This window comes from Demequina salsinemoris (genome assembly GCF_000974805.1).
GTDB classification, from domain to species: Bacteria; Actinomycetota; Actinomycetes; order Actinomycetales; family Demequinaceae; genus Demequina; species Demequina salsinemoris.
Genome location: NZ_BBQZ01000006.1, coordinates 130613 through 147641, shown reverse-complemented (window position 1 = coordinate 147641; position 17029 = coordinate 130613). Strand labels below are relative to the sequence as shown.

At 70.7% G+C, this 17029-nt stretch carries 16 protein-coding genes; 3 read left to right on the top strand and 13 right to left on the bottom strand.

What is annotated here, in order from left to right; all coding sequences use genetic code 11:
• Window positions 1-5: 5 nt before the first annotated feature.
• From AOP78_RS12230 to AOP78_RS15420, 9 genes are all read right to left on the bottom strand, one after another.
• Window positions 6-209, bottom strand: coding sequence for a hypothetical protein (locus AOP78_RS12230; RefSeq protein ID WP_062205095.1), 204 nt, complete (start codon window positions 207-209; stop codon window positions 6-8).
• Window positions 161-1096: a branched-chain amino acid ABC transporter permease gene (locus AOP78_RS12225; RefSeq protein WP_062205093.1), complete on the bottom strand. Its 936-nt coding sequence runs from the start codon at window positions 1094-1096 to the stop codon at window positions 161-163. Before AOP78_RS12225 ends, AOP78_RS12230 begins: the two co-directional genes overlap by 49 nt.
• Window positions 1096-1968 carry a branched-chain amino acid ABC transporter permease gene (locus AOP78_RS12220; protein ID WP_062205090.1) on the bottom strand — a complete coding sequence of 291 codons (873 nt, stop codon included), beginning with the start codon at window positions 1966-1968 and terminating at the stop codon, window positions 1096-1098. The genes AOP78_RS12225 and AOP78_RS12220 overlap by 1 nt, the downstream gene beginning before the upstream one ends.
• Entirely contained in the window at window positions 1956-2744 is a 789-nt protein-coding gene (locus AOP78_RS12215; RefSeq protein ID WP_083980106.1) for an ABC transporter ATP-binding protein, read from the bottom strand. Before AOP78_RS12215 ends, AOP78_RS12220 begins: the two co-directional genes overlap by 13 nt.
• Window positions 2744-3487: an ABC transporter ATP-binding protein gene (locus AOP78_RS12210; RefSeq protein WP_062205088.1), complete on the bottom strand. Its 744-nt coding sequence runs from the start codon at window positions 3485-3487 to the stop codon at window positions 2744-2746. Before AOP78_RS12210 ends, AOP78_RS12215 begins: the two co-directional genes overlap by 1 nt.
• Complete coding sequence (locus AOP78_RS12205) at window positions 3484-4860, bottom strand: ABC transporter substrate-binding protein (RefSeq protein WP_062205085.1); 1377 nt, start codon at window positions 4858-4860, stop codon at window positions 3484-3486. The genes AOP78_RS12210 and AOP78_RS12205 overlap by 4 nt, the downstream gene beginning before the upstream one ends.
• Before the next feature lie 162 nt (window positions 4861-5022).
• Window positions 5023-6072 carry a hypothetical protein gene (locus tag AOP78_RS12200; protein ID WP_062205082.1) on the bottom strand — a complete coding sequence of 350 codons (1050 nt, stop codon included), beginning with the start codon at window positions 6070-6072 and terminating at the stop codon, window positions 5023-5025.
• Window positions 6073-6324: 252 nt separating this feature from the next.
• Window positions 6325-8037 (bottom strand): SulP family inorganic anion transporter, encoded by a 1713-nt coding sequence (locus AOP78_RS12195; RefSeq protein ID WP_062205078.1) that lies wholly within the window; start codon window positions 8035-8037, stop codon window positions 6325-6327.
• A gap of 82 nt (window positions 8038-8119) precedes the next feature.
• Window positions 8120-8755 carry a DUF2510 domain-containing protein gene (locus AOP78_RS15420; protein WP_062205075.1) on the bottom strand — a complete coding sequence of 212 codons (636 nt, stop codon included), beginning with the start codon at window positions 8753-8755 and terminating at the stop codon, window positions 8120-8122.
• 141 nt (window positions 8756-8896) lie between these two features.
• Here AOP78_RS15420 and AOP78_RS12185 point away from each other — a divergent pair, with 141 nt between their 5' ends.
• From AOP78_RS12185 to AOP78_RS12175, 3 genes are all read left to right on the top strand, one after another.
• Window positions 8897-9874: a zinc-binding dehydrogenase gene (locus AOP78_RS12185; RefSeq protein ID WP_062205235.1), complete on the top strand. Its 978-nt coding sequence runs from the start codon at window positions 8897-8899 to the stop codon at window positions 9872-9874.
• 126 nt (window positions 9875-10000) lie between these two features.
• Window positions 10001-10936, top strand: coding sequence for a DMT family transporter (locus AOP78_RS12180; RefSeq protein ID WP_062205071.1), 936 nt, complete (start codon window positions 10001-10003; stop codon window positions 10934-10936).
• A gap of 74 nt (window positions 10937-11010) precedes the next feature.
• Entirely contained in the window at window positions 11011-11994 is a 984-nt protein-coding gene (locus tag AOP78_RS12175; RefSeq protein ID WP_062205068.1) for a cytochrome c biogenesis CcdA family protein, read from the top strand.
• A 43-nt stretch (window positions 11995-12037) separates the two neighbouring features.
• Here AOP78_RS12175 and AOP78_RS12170 read toward each other — a convergent pair whose 3' ends face one another.
• From AOP78_RS12170 to dnaB, 4 genes are all read right to left on the bottom strand, one after another.
• On the bottom strand, window positions 12038-12685 hold the full coding sequence (locus AOP78_RS12170) for a redoxin domain-containing protein (protein ID WP_062205065.1): 648 nt from the start codon (window positions 12683-12685) through the stop codon (window positions 12038-12040).
• Window positions 12686-12720: 35 nt separating this feature from the next.
• Window positions 12721-13560, bottom strand: coding sequence for an aldo/keto reductase (locus AOP78_RS12165; protein WP_062205061.1), 840 nt, complete (start codon window positions 13558-13560; stop codon window positions 12721-12723).
• A gap of 91 nt (window positions 13561-13651) precedes the next feature.
• Window positions 13652-15157 (bottom strand): NAD-dependent epimerase/dehydratase family protein, encoded by a 1506-nt coding sequence (locus AOP78_RS12160; RefSeq protein WP_062205059.1) that lies wholly within the window; start codon window positions 15155-15157, stop codon window positions 13652-13654.
• 74 nt (window positions 15158-15231) lie between these two features.
• A complete protein-coding gene (gene dnaB / locus AOP78_RS12155; protein ID WP_062205056.1) occupies window positions 15232-16596 on the bottom strand; it encodes a replicative DNA helicase in 1365 nt (454 codons plus the stop codon).
• Window positions 16597-17029 lie beyond the last annotated feature (433 nt).

Below are 17029 nucleotides of genomic sequence, written 5' to 3'. Positions count from 1 at the left end.
ATCATTCAGTCCGTTACCGTCATGACCGCGTCCGGGTGACGCGATACGTGCTTGTGCTCCCCCAGGTCCGCGACGGCGACGACGCGATGCCCGATGGGAAAGACGCTGAGGTTGAATCGGGACGCGAGCGCTCCCCAGATCCCCTGCGGGAGGAACAGCGTCACGACGATCGCCAGCACACCGAGCACCGCGAGGTACCACAGGCCCATCTGGCTGAAGTATACCACAGGCCCATCTGGCTGAAGTAGAGGTCCATCACGTAGTAGACGACCGCGCCCACGATCGGCCCCTCGATGGTGCCGATGCCGCCGATCAGCACCATGAAGACCATGAACGCCGAGAAGCTCACCGAGAAGATCTGGTTGGGCGACTGAACCCCGAGCTGCTGCAGGGAGATCACCGACCCGGCGAGCCCCGCGCCGATCCCCGCGATCACGAAGACGATGCGCTTGGCGCGGCCCACATGGATGCCGAGGGCGCGCGCGGCCACCTCGTTGTCGCGGATGCTCTGAAGCGCGACACCCATGCGGCTGCGCAGCAGGAACAGCGTCGCGATGAGGGTCGCCGCGAGGATCCCGAGCGCGAGCCAGTACGTGAAGAGGTTCCGCATCACGGGATCCTCGGTGTAGTCCGCGATCGACCGGCCGCGGCCCGCGCCGAGGGAGTCGAACCGCACGACGACCTGCCGCACGGCCTCCGCGATCACCCACGTGCCGATCGCGAAGTACCCGCCGCGCAGTCGGAACGCCACGAACGACAGCCCGAACGCGATCACCCCGATCGCGACGGACGCGACGAGCGCGCCCGCATAGGGGTTCACACCGAGGTCGTTGAAGACGAAGATGCCGTACGCCCCCAGCCCGATGTAGGCCTGCTGGCCGACCGAGACCATGCCCGCGTAGCCCGCGAGGAGGTTCCACACGGTCGCGAGGGTGATGAGGTAGAACAGCTTGATCCACTGGCTCGTGACCGCGGGGACGAACACGTAGGGCGCGAGCGCGAGCAGCAGGATGACGACCGCGCCGACGATCTGGGTCGCGATCATGCGCCTGCGCAGCCGATCGACGCGCACGTGGCCGGGGACGAGCTCTGCCATCAGACGGCCACCTTGCTCTGGACGATACCCGTGGGCCTGAACATGAGGACGGCGAGGAACACGAGGTTGCCGACGAGCAGCGGCAGCTCGGGGCTGACCACCCCCGCAAGGGTCTGCGAGACACCCAGGACGATGCCGCCCGCGAGCGTTCCCCACAGCGACCCGAGCCCGCCGATGATGACGGCCTCGAACGCGAACAGCACCGCGAGCTGGCCGTCGTAGGGCGTCACGCCGCCCTGGCGCATCCCGAAGAAGACCCCGGCGAGCGCGGCGATCCCGAAGGCCATCGCCATCGCGAGCGCGTACACGCGCCGGTGGTCGACGCCCATGAGCCGCAGCGTCTCCCAGTCGTCGGCGGCGGCCCGCATGTAGCGGCCGTTGCGCGTCTTGGACAGGTAGAGCTGGGTCGCGGCGATGAGCGCCACGGCGACGGCCATCGTGATGAGCGGCAGAACGCCCACGTTCACGCCCTCGACCAGGCTGATGCTGCTCACCGCGAGGCCGCCCGTGGGGATCGCCTGCTTGTTGGTGGTGAACAGCTCGATCAGCACGTTGGGGATGATGATCGCGATCCCGAACGTGACCAGCAGCGGCGCGAGCTCGCCGATCCTGAGCGCGCGCTGCAGCATCGCGCGCTGCACCCAGTAGCCGGCGAGGCCGAGCAGCGGCACGGCCACGAGGAGGCTCACCCACACGCTCACCCCGAAGCGGGACAGCGCGATCGCCGCGATGTACGCGCCGACGGTCATGATCTCGCCGTGGGCGAGGTTGACCACGCGCAGGATCCCGAACGCGATCGACAGGCCCAGCGCGGCCATCGCGAAGACGCCGCCCAGCAGGATGCCCTGCACCAGGGCGTTCACGACCACCATGCGGCACCCCCGTTCCCGGCCCCCGCATCGTCCCCGGCCGTTCCGGGGCCGCCCGCCCCGCCCCCGGCGGGAGCGGCGACGTGCCCGAAGTAGGCGTCGGTGATCGCCTCGCGGCTGAGCGAGGCCGGGGTGCCCTCGAGCACGGGCTCTCCCTCGAGCATGCAGACGATGCGGTCGGCGACCGCGAGCGTACGATCCAGATCCTGCTCCACGAGCACGACGCCGAGGCCCCCGTCGCGCACGGCGGCGAGGGAGGCGTACAGCTCATCGATCACGATGGGCGCGAGGCCGAGCGAGACCTCGTCGAGCAGCAGCACCTCGGGGTTCGACATGAGGGCTCGGCCGATCGCGACCGCCTGCTGCTGGCCACCGGACAGCTGCGAAGCGTTGCGGTCCAGGAGCGGCGCGAGCATCGGCAGCGCCTCGGTCACGCTGCCCACGTTCCACCGCCCCGTGCGCCGGGATCCGGCGCCGACCAGGAGGTTCTCGCGCACCGTGAGGCTCGCGAACAGGCGGCGACCCTCGGGCACGAGCGCGATCCCTCGCCGAGCGCGCTCGAAGTCGCGCAGCCCGGTGACGTCCTCACCCCTGAACGCGACCGTCCCCGCGAAGGGACGATGCGCCCCGGCCAGCACGCGCAGGAGCGTGGACTTCCCGGCGCCGTTGGCGCCGACGAGGGCGAGCAGCTCGCCCTCGGCCAGGCTGAGGGACACCCCGGTGACCGCGCGCACGTCGCCGTAGCGCGCATCGATCCCGTCCGCCGCGAGCAGCGCCATCACAGGCCTCCGCCCAGGTACACGCGCTGCACCTCGGCGCTGCGCATGACCTCGTCGGGAGGCCCGTCGGCGACGATCACCCCCGTGGCGAGGCACACGAGCCTCTCGACCACCGCGGTGAGCGCCTTCACGACGTGCTCGATCCAGATGATCGTGATGCCCTCGCCATGAAGCTGCCGGATCGTCGCGATGAGGCTGTCGCACTCGGCCTCGGTGAGGCCGCCCGCGATCTCGTCGAGCAGCAGCAGGCGCGGCTCGGTCGCGAGCGCCCGCGCCAGCTCGAGCCGCTTGCGGCCCAGGAGGGGAAGGCTGCCCGCCGGGGCGTTGGCGACGTCGAGCATGTCGGCCATCTCGAGCGCCTCGAGCGCGCGCATGTCGGCGGCGTGGCCGTGCAGCCCCGCGCCGTACGACGCTCCCGCGAGCGCGTTCTCGAACACCGTGAGGTGCGTGAACGGCCGCGGGATCTGGAACGTGCGTCCCATTCCGGCGCGGGCCCGGTCCGCGGGGCTGACGCTCGTGACGTCGCGCCCCGCGAACCTGACCACCCCCCGGGTCGCGCGCTCGGTGCCGTTGATGACGCTCAGCAGCGTCGACTTCCCGGCCCCATTGGGTCCCACGATGCCGAGGGCCTGCCCGGCGGGGACCGCGAGGTCCACGCCGGTGAGGACGTCGAGCGCGCCGTACGACTTGGCGAGCCCGTCGACCTCGAGCAGGGCCTCGGCGGTCGCCGTGGGAGGAGTCACGACCAGGCCAGGATGTCGAGCGGACGGTCGACGGGAAGGTCGGGGACGTCGCCCGCGTCGACGACGACCCACTCCCATTCGCCAGCATCGTCCTTCTGCCACTGGCCCATCGCCGTCGGGATGGTGGCGATGCCGGGGAACGGGCCGCTCGTGAAGTCGATCTGCCCGCCGAGCGTCATCATGTTGATGTCGTCGAACGAGGCGCTGACCGCCGCCTTGTCGTGCGGATCGCCCGAGGCCTCGAGGCCGACCTTCGCGACCTCGAACAGCGAGAGGTTGAGCGGCGTCGCCTGGTTCCACACCAGGCCCTCGCCCTCGGGGCTCGCCTCGAAGCCGTCGATCCACTGCTGCGGCGTGAGGTCGTCGAAGCTCGACTGGTAGGGGAACGTCGGCCCCCACCACGTCGCGAACGCGAGGCCCTGACCCAGGTCGTCCGGGATGGACGGCACCGTGGTCGGGAAGAACAGCGCCTTGCCGATCGTCGCGACCTTGGGGTGGAAGCCCTGCTGCGCGGCCTGCGTCCAGAACGTCACGAAGTCGGGCGGGATCGGGATGCCCGCGATGATCTCGACGTCGTTGTCCTTGAACGTCTGGATGATCGACGTGAAGTCCTGCGTGCCGTCCTCATAGGCGCCCGGGTCGACGATCGTGTAGCCCGCGGCCTCGGCGTACGGCGTGTAGCCGGTGTCGGGATCGCGGAAGGCGCCGCCGTCTGAGTCGTTGGGCCACAGCACGCCGACCTTCTTGTTGGTGTCGATCTGGTCCCACGCGAGCGGGTCGACGTCGCCGAAGCCCTCGATGCCGAAGAAGAAGTGGTGCGTCCACTTCATCGGGTTGTCGGGGCCGAAGCCGGCGCCGAAGATGACCGCCTGCCACGGGGCGTTGGCGGTGAGGCACGGCACCGCGTTCGCCTCGCACTGCGCGATGACCGGGTTCACGGTCTCGGGGGTGGAGGTGGCCATGAGCAGGTCAACCTGCTCGTCGGTGATGAGCTCCTGGGCAAGCTCGCCGGCCTTCGCGGCGTCGGACGCCGAGTCGCGGTCGATGATCTCGACCGGGTACGTGACGCCGTCGATCGTGATGCCGTCGGCGAACTGCTCGCGGACGTAGCTGAGCATGTACGGGTCGCCGTCCGTGAAGCCGGCGAGGGTTCCCGTCGCCGGGGCGATGTAGCCGATCTTGATGGTGTCGCCCATCTCGTCTCCCGCAGCCAACTCGGAGGACGACGACGAGGGCTCCGCCGAGTCCGAGGAGCCGCCCGTGCCTGCGGGCGTGCACGCGGCGATCGTGAGGACCGCCGCCGCTGGGAGCGCGGCGAAGAGGAGATGGCGCGCGCGGCCTGGCCGCTTTCCGGCCGATGCAAGGTAGGTCATGGGGACTTGTCCAATCCTTGGGTGCCCACGCCGTTGTGGGCACGCTCAGGCTAAGGACGCGTCAACGTCTCGCGGGTCGTTTCCCGCGGACGATGCACGGAACGCCGATTCGCGGGGCAGCCACGTGCACCACGGCGTCGAGCATGCCCCGCCGCTCGAACCTCACGCCTCCGGCTCGTCGGGAGTCGCGGCGTCGTACGCGATGCGGATCTCGGCGTCAGTGAGAGGCCGCAGGCCCGCGAGGACGGCGGCGACCTCGTCGGCGTTCGCAGGCCGAGATCCACCGGCCGCCTCCACGTGCTCCGCCCCGTACCCGCTGATCTCGTCCTCGTCGGCGGCGTAGACGAACACGTAGCCGCCGTCCCATGGCCGCGCGTACCCTGACCCGTCGACCCGCCGCCAGCCCGCATCGTCACGCTCGCATCTGTCCGAGTAGTCGGCGGCCGTCAGCGCGGGATCGCCCGCCTGCTGCTCGGGGACGTCAGCGTTCGGCTCTGCGATGTACCAGCAGGGATATCTGTCCGTCTCGTCGGCCGGCAGGTTCGAGTCCCGTCTGATCTCCACGACCCCGCCGCCGTCGGCGACGACGATCGAGATCGGGACGCCGTTGTCGTGAACCTCGACGAATGTCACGCCTGGTGCGTCGGTGGACAGCTGGTCCTCCACGCCATCGGCGTAGCGCTCGTAGGCCTCCTCCGGGCTCGGCGTCCTCATCAGCTCCTCATACGGTGACGGCTCCGGCTGAAGGGCGACTGCGGCGGCGATCACGACTCCCACGCCCGCGAGACCGCCCAGCACCCGCGTCGTCCAGCCGCCCAGGAAGGCGCCCCAAACCAGCGTCGCGACGGCGCCGATGACGGGGAAGGCCACGTCGATCCCGATGGCGGGAACCCACACCATCGGCAGCTCGTGGAAGTGCGCGAGGGCGGCGACGAGCATCACCGCGTCGGCCACGACCGCTGCCACCGCACCTGCCACCCGCCGCGCACCCGTGAGTCGACGCGCGATCATCGTCAGCGCCACCGGCGCGACCACGAGCGCGCCAGCGATCATCACGAACCCGACGGGCCAGCCGAAGCCCGCGACGAGCACCCCACCGAAGGCCGTGTAGGCCGCCGCGCACAGCACCGGGAAGCCCAGGCACAGCGCGATCAGGATCCGTCCGCGGCGCGGTCGCCATGGGCCGGACGTGCCCTCAACCCCCTTGCTCACTGGCGCTCACCCCCGCTCATGCCAGCAACAACGCAACCCTAGGCCGGAACGTTGGGGTGGCGCCCGCAGGTGCGGCCCTCGGCGGACACTTTCTGACACAGCCCGAGCTCGGCGCACGGCGTGTTGCCCACGACACGCCGTGCGCCCGTTCCGAGATGTGTCAGAAAGTGTCCGCCGGAACGAGAGCGGAGCCGAGGCTCACCACCGCCCCCGGTGACGACGCACAGGTGAGGACCGCACGACCGTGACGGTTCAGACACCCCCGCCCAGGTCGCCTCGCCACGTGCCGGTGACCTCGTCGACCGCAGCGCCGACAGTGGGCGCGAACCGCTCGGGCGGGAAGCGCTCCTGACCCCCGTACCGCAGCAGGGTGTCCTTGACGGGTCCCTTCGCCTCGGCGAAGACGAGCCTGATCCCGCGCGCCGCGAGGTAGTCGTCGAGCTCCGCGAGCTCGTCGAAGGCCGTGGTGTCGATGCTCGTGATCGGCTCCGCGGCGAGGATCACGGTGTGCACCTCCGGCCCGGCTCCCTCGACCGTCGCGCGCGCCCAGTCGTCGAAGATCGAGCCGTTCGCGAAGAACAGCGGGGCGTCGAAGCGCAGGATCACGACGCCGGGGATGGTCTCGCCGTGCTTCGTGTGCCGCGACAGGTCGTGGTACCCGCGACGCCCGGGGATGCGGCCGAGCTGCGCGCGGTACGGACGCCACGAGCGGTTCACGAAGGTCATGAGCGACAAGACGATCGCGACGACGATCCCCTCGAGCACCCCGAACACGAGCACGCCGAGCATCGCGACCAGGGACAGCGCGGCGTCGACCTTGTTCATCCGCCACAGCGCCGAGACGGCCGGCGCGTCGATCAATGTCAGCGCGGCCCCGATGACGACGGCCGCGAGCGCGGCCTGGGGCAGATACCTGGTCAGATCCGGGACGACGAGCATGAACAGGAGCACGAGCGCGGCGGAGACGACGCCGGTGAGCTGGGTCTTGGAGCCGGCCGCCTGAGCGACGGGCGTGCGCGAGGACGATGCGGAGACGGGGAAGCCGCCGAGCAGGCCGGTCGCGACGTTGGCCGCCCCGATGCCGCCCAGCTCGGCGCTGCCGCTCACGGTCTCGCCGCGCCTGGCGGCGAGCGTGCGGGACAGCACGGCGCTATCGGTGAAGGCGACCAGCGCGATGCCGGCGGCCGGGGCGACGAGCTCGCCGATGTCGGCCCAGGTGAGCCCGCCGAGCGCGGGGGCGGGCAGCCCCTGAGGAAGGCCTCCCACCACCGGCAGGTCACCGTCGAGTCCTGCCAACCACACGACGAGCATCGCGGCGACCACGGCGACGAGCACCCCGGGGATCCGCGACCGGTAGCGGCGCAGGAGCAGGATGACGGCGAGCGAGCCGAGGCCGATGCCCGCCGCGATCGGGATCGCCTCGCCGTCCCGCACCCCGCGCCAGGCCACGAGCGCCCCCGCCCACGGGCCCTCCGCGTCGACCGAGAACCCCAGCAGCTTGGGGATCTGCGACACGATCACAATGAGCGCGATCGCGTTCAGATATCCGACGCGCACCGGCTTGGACAGCAGGTCCGTGACGAAGCCGAGCCGGAACGCGGCGGCGGCGAGCATGAACGCCCCGACCAGGACCGCGAGCGCGCCCGCGAGCGCGACGGCCCGGTCCTGGTCCCCGAGCGCGAGCGGCAGGATCGACGCGGCGATGATCGGAGCGAGCGCGGAGTCGGGCGCGAGCACGAGGATGCGGCTGGGTCCGAAGACCGCGTAGGCGACCAAGGGGACGATCGACGCGTACAGACCGGTCACCGGGGGCAGCCCTGCGACGGTCGCGTAGCCCATGCCAGCAGGGATCATGAGCGCGGTGACGACGAGGCCCGCGCGTACGTCGGGCCACAGCCACGCGCGCTCGTACTCGCGGACGATGCGCACGCCCGGCACCCAGCGCTCGATCCCAGTCGCCGCCATCGGAGACCTCCTGCTCCCATCCTTCCGCGTGTCGGGACGATGCGGGAGGGGACCTCGCGCGGGCGGTCGCGGTGCACGGGGACTAGTCGCCGAAGAGCCAGTCGATCGCCGGGAACACGAAGGTGTCGAGCATCCAGAAGAGGAGGGGCGCCAGCACGTAGTACGCGAGCGCGGTCAGGGCCACGACGCCGACCGCCATGATGAAGAACAGCACCCACGAGGCCCTGCGCGCGGACTCCTCGTCGATTCCTTCGGGTCTGTCGCCGGCCTCCACGCCGGGAGGCGGCGGGGGGAAGGTCGGCTCGGATCCGGCGTCCTCCGCAACCCCGAGTGCGGGAGCCGGCGCGGGCACCATGCTGTCCCGGTGCTCGGTCCACGCGCCGCCGTCCCACCAGCGGAGGTGGTCGCCGTCGAGCAGCTCCGGGTCGGGGCGCCACCCCGGCTCCTTCGCCATCTCCTCAGCGAACCGATCTGCGGGGCCCCGAGCGCGGGTGAGGCGACGCGCCTCAGCCAGGAGGCGCTCGCGCGCGTCATCGGCGATATCGAAGTCGGCCTCGGCGATCAGGGCGCCCGCCGAGTCGGCGACGCCCACGTGCCAGCGTCCGTCCTGCTCCCAGATCCCCGCCGTGTCCGGACTCCCGCTCGGGTCGTCGAAGCAGTAGTGCCAGACGAGCTCGCGCCCGAACGCCTCGAGCAGCTCCTCGTGCGTCAGGCTCATGCGGTCTCCTCCTCGGCGTGCAGGGAAGGGGACGCCTGCAACCTATCAGCGCGACACGGGCAGGGAGCGGGCCGTTCAGCCGTGAGAGAGATCGCCTTGTGGCACGGAATGCCATCGGGGGTATGACTGTTGGACATGACCATGCGTACTGTCATGCACTCTGAGTTCGGCGACCCCGCCGCCGTCCTGTCCGTCACCGAGACCGAGATTCCCGAGCCCGGCCCGGGCGAGGTCCGTGTCCGCCTCCTCCTGTCCCCCATCCACAACCACGACCTGTGGACCATCCGCGGCACCTACGGCTTCAAGCCCGAGCTGCCCGCGAAGGCCGGCACCGAGGCCGTGGGCGTGGTCGACGCGCTCGGCGAGGGCGTCGAGCACCTCGCGGTGGGTCAGCGCGTCGCCACCGGCGGCACGTTCGGCGTGTGGGCCGAGTACTTCGTGGCGAACGCCGCGGCGCTCCTCCCCGTCCCGGAGGGCGTGCCGGACGAGGTCGCGGCCCAGCTCGTCGCGATGCCGTTCTCCGCGATCAGCCTCCTCGACCACCTCGGCCTGTCCGAGGGCGACTGGATGATCCAGAACACCGCCAACGGCGCGGTCGGCCGCCTCGTCGCCCAGCTCGCGCCCGCACGCGGCATCAACGTGATCGGCCTCGTGCGCCGCGCCGAGGGCGTCGCCGAGCTGGCCGCGGCCGGCATCGAGCGCGTGGTCGCGACCGACGCCGATGACTGGAAGGACCAGGTCCGTGCGATCGCGGGCGACGCCCCCATCAAGGTCGGCATCGACTCCGTCGGCGGCGATGCGTCGGGCGACGTCCTGTCGATGCTCGCCGAGGGTGGCACGCTCGTCTCGTTCGGCGCGATGGCGTCCCCCACCATGAACATCGCGTCGGGCGACGTGATCTTCAAGCAGGCCACCGTGAAGGGCTTCTGGGGCTCGAAGGTCAGCGCCGCGATGCCCGCCGACGACCGCCGCCGCCTCATGGGCGAGCTCTTCGCGCGCATCGGCGACGGCACGCTGAAGCTGCCCGTCGAGGCCGTCATGTCGTTCGACCAGATCCGCGAGGCCGCGCAGGCGAACTTCAAGCCCGGCCGCGAGGGCAAGGTCCTTCTCAAGCCGTAGGCGATCCACACTTGGACGAGGCGCCCGCCCCTGCTCAGGGGCGGGCGCCTCGTCGCTTGTGGAGTGGCGTCGCGCCGTGCCAGCACCGCTCCGGTGGACCATGGGCGCGAGGCTAGGCTCGCTCAGGTGACGACATCCGCGCCCGCCGCCCCCGCATCGTCCGGGCGCGGGCGCTCCGTCGCGATCGTGTCCCTCCTCGGCGCGACCCTGTTCTGGGCCGGCAACTACATCGTCGGCGCCGAGGTCGTGCACGACGTCGATCCGCTGTCGCTCGTGCTGCTGCGCTGGTCGATCGCTGTCGTCCCCTTGCTCGTGCTCGCTCAGGTCACCGAGCGGCCCGACTGGCGCGCCGCCGCCCGCGCCTGGCCCTGGCTGATCGCGCTGTGCGCGACGGGCCTCGCGGGCTACAACCTGCTGCTGTACAGCTCGCTGCAGTTCATCGGGGCCTTCGACGCGGGCCTCATCAACGCGTTCAACCCCGCGCTGATCGTGCTCGCCGCCGCGCTCGTGCTGCGCCAGCCTCTCACCCGACGCTCCGTCGGGGGCGTGGCGATCGCGCTCGTCGGCGTCCTCGTCGTGCTCACCAACGGCGAGCCGTGGCTCGTGCTCACGAACGGCTTCGGAACCGGGCAGCTGCTCATGATCGGCGCCATCACCGCGTGGACGGCGTACACGATCCTCGGCCGGCTCGCGCCGCAGATGCCGCCGATCACGTCGACGTCGCTCCAGGCCGTGATCGGCGTCGCGGTGCTCGCGCCCATCGCGCTCCTGAGCGGCGGCCCCGCGCTCCCGAGCACCGGGACCGGCTGGTGGGCGCTGCTCTTCATCGCGATCTTCCCTTCGGTGCTGTCGTACCCGCTGTGGAACCGGGCGCTCACGGCGCTGCCCGCAGGCAGCGCCGGCGTCTTCCTCAACCTCATCACGGTGTTCACCACGGCGTTCACGATCGCCGCGGGCCACCCGTGGACCTACGCCGAGCTGCTCGGCGGGGTCGCCGTGATCGGCGGCGTGACGCTCGCGAACCTCAGGCCGCGCGGACGGTCCACTTCCTCGCGGCACTGAACCGATCCGCCGGGCCTCGGGCTCCGAACCCGTCCCGAACAAGACAAGGACGTTCGGAAGGTGAGGCAACCCCCGTGATCGACCCCACGGCCACCGCCTATGCGCTGCTGCTCGGCGCGGTCGCGGCCTTCAACCCGTGCGGCTTCGCGCTGCTGCCCGCCTACCTCACGGTGATCGTGACCGGCACGGCCGATGAGCGCGTCGGCCGGGCGGTCGCGCTGCGGCGCGCGATCGGGTTCGGTGCGGCGATGACGCTCGCCTTCACCGGGATCTTCACCGCGTTCGGCCTGCTGTTCGGTGCCGTCAACGCAGGACTCCAGGGATCGATCCTCCCCTACGTGTCGTACGTGACCGTCGTGCTCGGCGCTGGTCTCATGGTGCTCGGCGTGGTGCTCGCGTGGCGCGGCGAGCTGCGCGGGCCGGGGCTCGCGATGCGCGGCTCGGCGCCCGGACGCACCTTCTCCTCGCAGCTCGCCTATGGCGCGGCCTTCGCGATCGCGTCCCTCAGCTGCACGATCGGGCTGTTCCTCGGTGTCGTGACGCAATCCCTCGCCGCTCCGGGCCCGGTCGCGGCGATCACACCGTTCCTCGCGTACGGCGTCGGCATGGGAGCGAGCGTCCTCACGCTGTCGATGATCGCCGCGCTCGCCGGCGCCTCTGCGGCCGCGGCGCTCCGCTCGCGCACGCCGCTGCTGATGCGCGCCGGCGGAGTGCTCATGGTCGCGGCGGGAGCGTACGTCCTCGTGTTCGGGCTCGCGGAGGTCCTGCCGCACTACGGGATCCGAGCCCTGGACCCGGTGCTCCTCACGACGGCCTCCTGGCAGTCGACCGTGTCCGCCTGGATCGCCTCCTGGGGGACGACGACGCTCGTCGCCCTGGCCGCACTCGTCGCCGTCGCCGTGGCATCGGTGCTCGTGGCCGCTCGGCGCCAGGAGCGCGCCGCCAGCGTCCGCGGCGGCACCGCTTCCACTGACGCCGCTCCGTCCGTTCCCGGGCCGGCCGCCGATCCCGCCACCCTGTCCCTGATCCGCGACGCGGTGGGGCGCAAGGACGCGTAGGACTGCGGGCCGCTCGGGCGGCGGTTGCCAGGGCTGCGGACCGCTAGGACTGCGCGAGCTCCTCGGCCGCGGCGACGATGCCATCCGCGTCTGTCGCGCCCGCGAGCACCTCGATGCTGCCGTCGTCATCGATCATGATGAGCGCCGGCTGCGATGCGACACCGAAGTTCGCCCACAGGGTGCCGTCTACGTCGAACAGATGCGGGAAGCCGCCCAGATCGTAGGTCGCGACGAACGCCTCGGCGTCGACGAGCGCCGACTTGCCCGGGAGGCCGTACAGCGCGACACCCTCGGGCAGCCTTGAGGCGGCCTCGGCGACCGCAGGCGCCTCCGCCTGGCACGTGGGGCACCACGAGGCCCACACCCAGATCAGAGCGTCCTGACCCGCGAGGCTCGCGCCGTCGAACTCCTCGCCGTCGGCGAGCGTCGTCGCCGTGAACCGGAGCTGATCGGGGACGTAAACCTCGCCGCCGGAGGCCATGGCCTCCCCCGTCTCCCCTGCATCGTCCACCATCGCATCGTCCGTCTCCATCGAGGCGTGACCCTCGGACGAGGACGATGCGTCCATCGCCGTCGCGTCGGACGAGCCGGCATCGTTGGCGGCCGGGGCGCAGGCCGCGAGCGTGAGCAGGGTGGCACCGAGGACGGGGACGGGAAGGGCGCGCAGGGTCTTCGCAGGCAGAGTCTTCATGCCCGACGTTCGGAGCCCTCGCGGCGCCGGATGGGTCAGGGGCGCGGCGGGCCGAACGTGTCGGGATCGGGGCCGAAGCGCTCGCCCCTGTCGAGCGCGCCGATTGCGGCGAGGTCGTCGGAGTCGAGAGCGAAGTCGAACACCTGGATGTTGGAGACGATGCGTGCGGGCGTCACCGACTTGGGGATGACGACGTTGCCGAGCTGGACGTGCCAGCGGATCACGACCTGCGCGGGAGTCCTCCCGTGCTTCGCCGCGATCGCCTCGATCACGGGATCCCCGAGCACGTGGCTCTGCCCCAGCGGGCTCCACGCCTCGGTCAGGGCCCCGTGACCCGCGTCGACCGCGCGCATCGTCTCCTGCTGGAGGTACGGGTGCACCTCGATCTGGTTGATGACGGGCGCCTCGCCCGTCTCATCGACGAGCCGGTCCAGGGTCGCGGGCGTGAAGTTCGAGACGCCGATCGAGCGGGCGAGGCCGGCGTCGCGCAGCTCGATCATGGCCTTCCAGGTGTCCACGTAGCGGTCGACCATGGGCACCGGCCAATGGATGAGCAGAAGGTCGACGTAGTCGACCCCGAGGCGGTCGAGGCTCGCGCGCGCCGCGTCCTTCGTCGACTCGAAGCCCTGGTCGCGGTTCCACACCTTCGTGGTGAGGAACACGTCCTCGCGCGGCACGCCGGACTCGCGCAGGCCCGCGCCCACGCCCTCCTCGTTCTTGTAGATCGCCGCGGTGTCGATGTGACGGTAGCCGGCGTTCAGCGCCTCGCGGACCGCCATCGTCGCCTGCTCCTGGCTCGCCTTCCACACGCCGAGGCCCACCTGCGGGATCTCGCGGCCGTCGCGGAGGGCGAGGGTGGGGCTGATGGCGGACATGCGGTCTCCCTTCGGCCGGCGCGGCGCCGACGCTTCACGTCCAGTCAACCATGGGTGGGGAACCCGCTCGCCCGGATACGCGGGCTCGGCGTCAGGCCACTCGAGGGCCCTCGGCGGCCAGGGATCCCTCGGTCCTTCGGCGCTGCTCCCCCGCGCGCGTCGCTGGCTCCTGAGGCTCCTCCACCTGCGCCAGGAAGGGATTGCGGGTGGCTTGCCACGCGTAGCTCGCACTGTCCCGGACGCACTCGGGGCACCAGTGACCCCAGGCCAGGATCAGCTGGGGACTGGCGTCGAACTCGTGGCCGAAGGCGCACCTCCACCGCAGGCGCGCGCTCGGCGTCCCGACGCGCACGAGGGGAGTCACGAGCTCGCCACCCCGGAACTGCGCGGCGCCCGCCAGGTCGTCGCGCGTCCAGGTGGACGGCGGCCTGGACTCGTCGTAGCCGTGGTCCAGGAGCGTCGGCTCGCGCGAGGGGTTCGGCGGGGCGAACGTGTCCCAGCCACCGATACGCAGCCACGCGTCCAGCGACCCGAAGTGCGCGTCCACCTCGGCCATGCGCCGGTGGTGGACCGCGTGCATCGTGCCGCGCGGAGCGTGCGCGAGTCGGTGCATGACCGCGCGCTTGACCACCCATGGCGGCACCTTGCCCGCGTGGCGGACCTGTGTCGGTGCGTCGGCGATGGCGTCGTGGAGGACCTCCTGGAAGACGTCCTGGCGGAACGGCACGAGCTCCTCGAGGCAGTCGCTGTCCGTGAACCAATGACCATGGAAGTTCCTGGTCGCGAACCAGTTCCTCTCGTACCAGGCTCGCACATCCTTGACGCCCATCGCCGCCGCGAGCGCGGTCTGGAACTCCCAGTTCGTGAGCCGCCAGCCCTCGCCGCCGCCGACGTTGAACACCTGACCCCAGACCTGGTCGGGCACGTCGGGCTCGGTCAGTCCCCTGAGCAGCCGTGCGGCGTCGTCATCCGAGACCCACTCCATCACCTCGCCGAGCGGCACGTGGGTGATGATCGGGTCGCGCACCGCGAGCAGGCCCTCGTGGAAGATGCCCGTCTGGCGCAACCACACCCACCGGGGAAGCCCCGACTCGACCAGCAGACGCTCCGCCTCGACCTTCGTCTGGCCGTAGTGATCGAAGCGGGACACGCGGACCGGGTCGCCGACGCGCCCCCAGTGGTGCGGAACCTGGCGGTCCCCGGTCTCGGCGACCGAGCCGACGGCGACGACGGCGATCGCGGAAGGGTCAGGCAACGCCGCAACGGCGGCGATGATGTTCCTCATGCCGCCGACGTTGATGCGGTGCGCGCGGGCCGGGTAGCGGTCGGCCTCGGGAGACACGAGCCCGCCCACGTGGAGGACGACGTCCACGCCGTCGATCGCGCGGGCCACATCCGCGAGGCGGGTGAGGTCTCCCTTGTAGATCTCCAGATGGGGCAGGTCGGCGAACTCCTCGAGCACGGCGTGCTCCTCGGCGCCGGTGAGCGCGAGCACGCGCACGTACAGGTCGTCGACGTCGCGGAACGCCCGTAGCGTCGCGCGACCCCAGTTGCCCGTCGCGCCCGTGAGCAGGACGCGACGCCTGGCCGTCGTCATGGCTCGCCTCCCGTCTCAGGTGGACGAGGCGTCCTCTCCTTCCACGGTAGACCCGCTCGGGGTCCACCGCGCGGCTACATCTGCGGCGCCATGTCGGCGAAGTGCGCGTAGTCCTTCTTGAAGGCGACGGCGATCGTGTCGGTGGGTCCCGCGCGGTGCTTCGCGACGATGAAGTCGGCCTCTCCCGGCCGGTTGTCGCGGTCGTACGCGTCCTCGCGGTGCAGCAGGATCACGATGTCGGCGTCCTGCTCGATCGCGCCGGACTCACGCATGTCGGACAGCATCGGCTTCTTGTCGCCGCGCTGCTCGGAGCCACGGTTCAGCTGCGAGATCGCGATGACCGGCACCTCGATCTCCTTCGCGAGGAGCTTGAGCGCACGGGAGAACTCCGAGACCTCCTGCTGACGCGACTCGACCTTGCGGCCCGAGCTCATGAGCTGCAGATAGTCCAGCACCACAAGCCCGAGGTTGTGCTGCTGCTTGAGCCGGCGGCACTTCGCGCGGATCTCCATGAGCGTCATGTTGGGCGAGTCGTCGATGAACAGCGGCGCGGAGGAGACGCGCGCCGAGGCACGGGCCAGCCGGTCCCAGTCGCTAGGTCCGAGCGGGCCCTTGTTGAGTTGGGTGAGCTTGACCTTGCCCTCGGTCGCGAGCATGCGCTTCGTGATCTCCTCCTTGCTCATCTCGAGCGAGAAGATGACGGAGGCGATGTTGTGGTGGATCGACGCGGAGCGCGCGATGTCGAGGCCGAGGGTCGACTTTCCGATCGCTGGTCGGGCAGCGATGACGACCATCTGGCCCGCCTGCAGGCCGCCGGTGAGCTCGTCAAGGTCGCGGAACCCGGTGGGCACGCCCCGCATGGAGCCGTCGTGAGTCGTGGCGTCCTCGATCTGACCGAGCGTCGACTCGAGGATGTCACCGATCGGAAGGTAGTCGTCCGAGTTCCTGCGCTCGGTGACGGCGAAGATCTCGGCCTGCGCGCCGTCGACCACCATGTCGACCTCGCCGCCATCGCCGTCGTAGCCCATGTTCGCGATACGCGTGCCGGCCTCGACGAGGCGACGGAGGATCGACTGCTCACGCACGAGGCGCGCGTAGTATCCGGCGGATGCCGCGGAGGGCACCATCGCGATGAGGGTGTGGAGGTACTCGGCCCCGCCGATCCGCGAGAGCTGCTGCGTGCGCTGCAGCTCGGCGCTCACGGTCAGCGCGTCGACCGGGTCGCCGCCGTTGTAGAGCTTGGTGGCGACGTCGAAGATCAGCTCATGCGCGGGCTTGTAGAAGTCATCCGAGCGCACGGTCTCGATCACGTCCGCCATCGCGTCCTTGGACAGGAGCATGGCTCCGAGCACCGACTGCTCGGCCTCGAGGTTCTGCGGAGGCAGGCGCTCGAATGAGGTCGGCCTCTCGTACGACGACTCCAGCTCGTCGATCGACACCTGGCACCTGCCTCTCACACCTTGACCGCGCGGTGACGTCCCCCCCGACGCCTCGACACCCCCACCCTCTCGCGGGGGTCTGACATGCGACCGTAGGCGGCGCCGGGCGCGATATCAAACTCGGAAGATCCGCGTCGACCCTTGGACGTGGACAACTTGTCAACAGTCTGGGGATTGTCTGGGGACGAGGTGGGGGCGCTCGTGTTGAAGACTCCGTGGACAACTGTGGATAGCGCTGTGAGTTACGTCAACACTGGACCGATTTCTCGGTCTTTACCAGCGAGGTCACCGAATCCACCGCTGTGGAGAAACCCGGGGACGAAAGACTCGGCGTGTCGCGCATCGGCGTGTCGCGACAGGTGTTCATCAGTGTTGAGAACGCTCTCAAACCTGTCCGATACGCACCATTATCACTCTTGACTTGGACGCACCG